The organism is Bifidobacterium sp. UBA4282, from assembly GCF_002394995.1.
Taxonomy (GTDB): Bacteria; Actinomycetota; Actinomycetes; order Actinomycetales; family Bifidobacteriaceae; genus Bifidobacterium; species Bifidobacterium pullorum_B.
Genome location: NZ_DGVO01000024.1, coordinates 76,172 through 82,171, shown reverse-complemented (window position 1 = coordinate 82,171; position 6,000 = coordinate 76,172). Strand labels below are relative to the sequence as shown.

The 6,000-nt window shown below is 63.9% G+C and carries 6 protein-coding genes and 1 tRNA gene; 4 read left to right on the top strand and 3 right to left on the bottom strand.

The features are described 5' to 3' along the window. Positions 1–57: 57 nt before the first annotated feature. On the bottom strand, positions 58–1,068 hold the full coding sequence (gene galE / locus B4C31_RS03410) for a UDP-glucose 4-epimerase GalE (RefSeq protein ID WP_033505160.1): 1,011 nt from the start codon (positions 1,066–1,068) through the stop codon (positions 58–60). A 221-nt stretch (positions 1,069–1,289) separates the two neighbouring features. Here galE and trmB point away from each other — a divergent pair, with 221 nt between their 5' ends. After that, on the top strand, positions 1,290–2,150 hold the full coding sequence (gene trmB, locus B4C31_RS03405) for a tRNA (guanosine(46)-N7)-methyltransferase TrmB (RefSeq protein ID WP_291531349.1): 861 nt from the start codon (positions 1,290–1,292) through the stop codon (positions 2,148–2,150). A 106-nt stretch (positions 2,151–2,256) separates the two neighbouring features. Then, positions 2,257–2,328: transfer RNA gene (locus B4C31_RS03400), tRNA-Glu, on the top strand. 98 nt (positions 2,329–2,426) lie between these two features. On the opposite strand, the gene B4C31_RS03395 is transcribed toward B4C31_RS03400, so the two are convergent. Next, positions 2,427–2,948 (bottom strand): NAD(P)H-dependent oxidoreductase, encoded by a 522-nt coding sequence (locus B4C31_RS03395; RefSeq protein WP_291531343.1) that lies wholly within the window; start codon positions 2,946–2,948, stop codon positions 2,427–2,429. Positions 2,949–3,284: 336 nt separating this feature from the next. Here B4C31_RS03395 and B4C31_RS03390 point away from each other — a divergent pair, with 336 nt between their 5' ends. Together B4C31_RS03390 and B4C31_RS03385 are read left to right on the top strand one after the other, a co-directional pair. Beyond that, the gene (locus B4C31_RS03390; RefSeq protein ID WP_291531342.1) at positions 3,285–4,253 is read left to right on the top strand and encodes a LysR family transcriptional regulator; all 969 of its coding nucleotides are present in this window, start codon (positions 3,285–3,287) and stop codon (positions 4,251–4,253) included. A 256-nt stretch (positions 4,254–4,509) separates the two neighbouring features. After that, positions 4,510–5,268, top strand: coding sequence for a carboxymuconolactone decarboxylase family protein (locus B4C31_RS03385; protein ID WP_291531341.1), 759 nt, complete (start codon positions 4,510–4,512; stop codon positions 5,266–5,268). A 91-nt stretch (positions 5,269–5,359) separates the two neighbouring features. Here B4C31_RS03385 and B4C31_RS03380 read toward each other — a convergent pair whose 3' ends face one another. Next, entirely contained in the window at positions 5,360–5,866 is a 507-nt protein-coding gene (locus B4C31_RS03380; RefSeq protein ID WP_291531340.1) for a hypothetical protein, read from the bottom strand. Positions 5,867–6,000: the final 134 nt, after the last annotated feature.

Genomic DNA, 6,000 nt, shown 5'->3' with positions numbered 1-6,000 from the left:
GCTGGGTCGCACCCCGCCCGAATCGTCGCGCTCCGCTCGGGGCGCGACGGGAGTCGATCAGTCGGCCTGCTTCCAGGTCTCGACGTCGATGTGATGCTCCGGGTTGGCCTGCCAGGCCTCCCACGCGGACTTGACGATGTCCTCCACGTTGTACTTGGCGTGCCAGCCCATCTCCTCGTTGATGCGCTTCGGGGAACCGATCAGGTGCGGCGGGTCGCCGGCGCGGCGCGGCATGACGGTTTCGGTGAACGGCAGGCCGGTCACCTTCTTGACCTCGTCCACGATCTGGCGCACCGAGGTGCCCTCGCCGGTGCCGACGTTGAACACGTCGTACTTGCGCTCGTCGCGGTCCAGGTACTCCAGGGCCGCCACATGGGCGTCGGCCAGGTCGGAGACGTGGATGTAGTCGCGCACGCAGGTGCCGTCGTCGGTCGGGTAGTCGTCGCCGAAGATCGCGGGGGCCTTACCCTGCTTGAGGCGGTTGAACAGCATCGGGATGAGGTTGAGGATGGCCGGATCCTCCAGTTCCACCGGGCCGCAGCCGGCCACGTTGAAGTAGCGCAGACCGCAGAAGCGGATGTCGTAGGCGGTCTCGCAGGCGCGGGCCATCCACTCGCCGAACAGCTTGGTCTGGCCGTACGGGTTGATCGGCAGCATCGGCACCACGTCCTCGGGTACCACGTCCACCGGCGGCTCGCCGTAGGTGGCGGCGGAGGAGGAGAAGACAAGCTTCTTGACGCCGGAATCGCGCATGCCGATCAGCACGTTGAGCATGCCGTTGATGTTCTGCTGGTAGTACCACAGCGGCTTCTCCACCGATTCGCCGACCTGCTTGCGGGCGGCGAAGTGGATGACGGCGTCCACTTCCTCGGCCTTCATGATCTCGGCCAGGCGCTCGCCGGCGCCGGCGGCGGAGACGTCCATGCCGTACAGTCGGGAACCTTCGATGCGGGTGGGCTTGCCGTAGCTGAGGTCGTCCACAACGACGACCCGCTGGCCGGCCTGATGGAGAGCGTGAACGACGTGGGCGCCGATGTAGCCGCACCCACCGGTGACGAGAACAGTCATGTTCCGACCTTTCACTCATCGGAGTTCGGTGTGCGGATGCCGTGTGAACACCCGCTGTTCACTTTTGCTCCGGTTTTGTTATTTTTTGAACAGTTTCAGTATAGCATGCAAACACGAACGCACAAATGTGTGTTCGTTCGCGCGTTTCCTCTATAAATAAGAGTATGCAGGAAGAATGGAACGAACAACTGTCCGAACGGCCATCCGATAAAGCGCCGTACATGCGGACTGATGGTGTGGACGCGGTTGGCGAGGGGACTGTGGAATCGGAGGACGGCACCCGTGCCGATCGTCCCGCGGGATGGGGCCGGCCGGTGCTCTCCTTCGTGCGCAGGTCGGGCCGTCTGGACGCACGGCTGCAGCGCGCATGGGACCGTTACGCGGGCGAGTACCTGCTGGACGTGAACGCGGGGGAGGGGTCGTTGAACGTACGCCCCGGCGTGACGATCGACGGCGGATATGTGTGTCGGACGTGGGGCAATGGCAACCCGCTGATCGTGGAGATCGGTACCGGGCAGGGCGAGAACATCGTCGCCGCAGCCGCCGCGCACCCTGACATGAACTTCCTGGCGCTGGAGGTGTACGACCCCGGCGTGGCCCACACCATGCTGCTCGCCGGCAAGCAGGGGCTGGGCAACCTGCGTATCGCGCAGGTCAACGCCCCCGAGCTGTTCAAGATCATGGCCGACGGCGTGGTGGCCGAGGTGTGGACGTACTTCCCTGATCCGTGGCCCAAGATGCGGCATCACAAGCGCCGCATCGTGCAGCCCGCGCTCGCCGGGGAGATCCATCGTGCGCTGGTGCCCGGGGGGCTGTGGCGCATCGCCACTGACATCGAGGACTATGCGTTGCATGTGCACGAAGTGATGGACGCCATGCCCGGCTTCGAGAACGTGGGCGGATTGACCGTCAGCCTGCCGACCGAGCACGTCGGCAAGGGCAACGCCGATGAGGCGGCGGACCTGCCTCATGCCGACTTCGTCGAATCGCCGCGATTCGAGGGGCGCGTGCTGACCAACTTCGAACGCAAGGGGCTTCAGGCCGGCCGCGTGATCCACGACTTCGCCTACCGGGCCGTGTGAGGTGTCCGTCGTACAGCTCCAGCCTCGAGGCTCTGGGTCTGTCACATCATAGGCGACACGCCGTGTTGCACCCGCTTACGGTCTCGCCTATACTTTCTAATTCGTTGCCCCCATCGTCTAACGGTTAGGACACCAGACTTTCAATCTGACAACGAGAGTTCGACTCTCTCTGGGGGTACGACCTGAAAGCCCGCTTCGGCGGGCTTTCTTCGTATCGGACGTGGGTTCCGCCATCCGTGCAGGACGGCGGAACCCACGGCGGTGACTGCTGCCGCGTCACGCGGTCAGCAGGGCCGCGTACTGGCGGGCGGCCTCGTCCAACTCTTCATCGGTGACCTTCAGCGTGCCGTGGATGGTGAACGGATTAAGCCAGATCATACCGATATGCTTGGCCGTGGCCTCAAGCGGCTTGAGCAGTTCGGGCACGATCACCCCGAACTCGCCGTCATGGCGGTACTTGCCGGCGGACCCGCCGACGCTGACGGCCGCCATCAGCTCCTTGCCGTGCAGCTTGTCGCCGCCGGCGCCAAAGGCCCAGCCGTGCCGGAGCACCGTGTCCTCCCACTGCTTGAGCAGGGCGGGGGAGCTGTACCAGTACATCGGGAACTGCCAGACCACGCGGTCCGCGCCGAGCAGCGCCTCCTGCTCGGCCTCGGCGTCGATGCGGAAGTCGGGGTAAAGCGCGTACTCGTCGCGCACGGTCACGCTTGGGGCGGCGGCGGCCGTTTCCGCCAGCGTCCGGTTGATGCGCGAACCGTCATGCAGATGCGGATGGAAGACCAAAACAAGAGTGTTCATTCGTATCTCCTTATCATTGTGGCCGCATGGTCGGCGCAACGCTGACGGGCACGGACATGTGGCCGATGCCTCCAGAGTAGATGGTCGGCCCGCCTCGCGCCAATATGCCCACGGCATACCGCGGCATGCGCGACATGCATCCACGGTGTTCGCGGCGTTGTGCCGTTCAGTCCCGATCTTGCCGGTTAGGCTTCGCGTCGGTGCCGGTCCGGGACCCGCGTCGTTCCGCCTCAGGCGAACAAGGCGTCTCCGTTCGAGCAACATCGGTCGATTACACTGGAAATCAGCGCGTCGGGCGTGCGGTCCGTCCGGAGCGGAGAAGGTCGGAGGGTGGATATGGATATGAACGCATCGTCCGGTATTGAGAACGCGCCGGATTTCCCGGAGATGCCCTCGTACGCGGATGGCCGGGGCGTCCGTTCGGGTGTGGATCTGCGCGTGCTGCGGTATTTCCTGGCGGTGGCCGATGAAGGCAACATCACCTGGGCGGCCGAGCTGTTGCAGATCTCGCAGCCCACGCTGTCGCGTCAGCTCAAGGGCTTGGAGGATGCGCTGGGCGTGACGCTGTTCCACCGGGGTCCACATCAGATCTCGCTGACCCCGGAAGGGCGGCTGCTGCGTGAGCGCGCCCAGGAACTGGTGCAGCTGGCGGGCAAGATGGAACGCGAGGTGCGCGAGCTGCACGGTTCGCTGTCCGGAATCATCGCGATCAGCTGCGCGGAGACACACAGCATGGATTGGCTGGCCCGGTGCATCGCGGCATTCCGGCAACGGTACCCGGAGGTGGAGTTCGAGATGCGCACCTGCACCGCCGATGTGACGGGCGACCGTCTGGAACAAGGTCTGGCCGATCTGGGACTGGTCACCGAACCATTGGATGTGAGCAGATACGATTACCTGCGTACGCATATCGATGACCGGTGGGGAATCCTGATGCGATCCGATGATCCGCTGTCGACGCTGAACGAGATCCGGCCCGAGGACTTGGCTGGCAGGGCGCTGGTTCTGCCGTTCCGCGACGAAGTGCGCGGCGAGCTTGTCAGTTGGATGGGTGGATCGCTACGTGCGGTGTCAACCGCCGGCATGTGCGATCTAAGCATTAATGTGATGGCGATGGTGCGCGGCGGGATCGGTCTGGCCATGTCGTTCGGACTGGGAGTCCCCGATGACCTGCGATTCAAACCGTTGAACCCCGTGCTGGAATCCGGTGGTGCCGTCATCTGGAAGCAGGGGCGGACGTTGACCCCGGCTGCGGCCGCCTTTGTGGAATTCCTGCGCACCGAGGGGCGTGATCTTGCCGGCTGACTGCGGAGCCGGAGGCCATGCCCGGCACGTATGGATGGTATGCCGCGATTGACATTGGCGTGGACATCGGACAATCGCTACCGTGAGGCGTAGTGGCGTTGCGTCGTGTGCCGTCCATCGTCGTAAGGAGACGCCCATGTCCGTGACACGTTGGGAAGGTGAACGGTTCTTGTCCGATGCGATGGCCGAGGAAGTTGCCGTCTGACTTGACGGACTGGACCTGTAACTGTACCGGAACACATATTGAGGAGGAATAATGGATAGAATCGAACGCACCGAAGCCACGATGCAGGAGCTGTTTCATCAGCCGGCCGTCACCACGGAGGGGACCGATCCGGAATTCATGCATATCCTGCAACGCTTTATCTTCGGCGATGTCTGCCACACCGGCAGTCTGGACAATCGCATGCGTGAGTTGGTGACCGTCACCGTGCTGGCCACGCTCAACACGCTGCCGCAGTTGAAGGCGCATACGCAGGCAGCCCTGAACGTCGGCTGCACACCGATTGAGATTCGCGAGGCCATCTACCAGTGCGCGCCGTTCATCGGATTCCCGAAGACGCTGAACGCCATCGGTGCCATGAACGAGGCGTTCCAGGCTGCCGGCATCGAACTGCCGTTGCCTGAGCAGGGCACGGTGAGCGAGGAGAACCGCAATGAGCATGGGCTGGAACTGCAGGCGCCGCTGTATGGTACGGAGATCAAGGACCGGTACACGTGGCTGCCCGGCGACTTCGCCGCATTCGTGCCGCGCATGCTCACCGAGCTGTGCTTCGGCGATTACATGAGCCGCGATGGGTTGGATGGTAAGACCCGCGAGTTGCTGACCGTGGTGCTGCTGGCCGCGCTGGGCGGTGCCGAGGTACAGGTCAGGAGCCATGTGGAGGGCGCGTTGAAGGCCGGCAACTCCAAGGAGGAACTGGTCTGCGCGCTCGTGCATGCCGGCTGCTACATGGGCATCCCGCGTCTGTTCAACGCGTTGAACGCCTGCAAGGAGTTGCTGACGCGGGAGTGAGGATTCACCCGCGCCGGCATTTTCTCCAGGAACGGACCGTTTTCCCCGCCACAGCAACGGGTGATGGGGAAGACGGCTGTCTATGCGTATCTCACCTTGTGGCGTCGATCCCCGGAGCGGGAGCGCAGGAGTTCTCCAGCACGCTGTAGGCAGCGCGGTATTTCTCGACGCGTGCGCGATCCGTATCGGTGACGGTCTGCAGCCGGTCGAGATTCATATTGTCGCGCAGATCGCTCATCTTGACCTCACGGGCGATGCGGCCCGCGCGGGCGACGGCCGGGTCCTGTGAATCGCAGGCGTCCACGATGCGTTGGATGTAGTCCATATACGATTCGTCGACTCGTCGCGTATCCAGCTGCACCGAGGCCACCACGTCGGGCGGGAATCCGAGTGTCAGCAGCTCCTCGGCGGTGGTGTCGGTGTCCTCGATCAGGTCGTGCAGCCAGCCGGCGATACGGGCCTCATCGCTGGCGCATCCCTGCGAGACCCGTTGCGGATGCATCCAATACGCGGCCCCCGCCTTATCCGTCTGACCGGCATGGCGTTCTTTGGCCAGCTGCTCGGCGAGGGCCAGCAGATCGGTGGTGCGATGTTCCATGCCGTTCAGTGTAGTGCGGTCGCAAACCGGTCGTCGTGGTGCGCTATGGGGTAAGGTGCCGCAATCCGGCATGAGACGATTGCGGTAACGCAACCATCGTTGCGGCGACACGCGATTCGTACTGGGCGAACTCC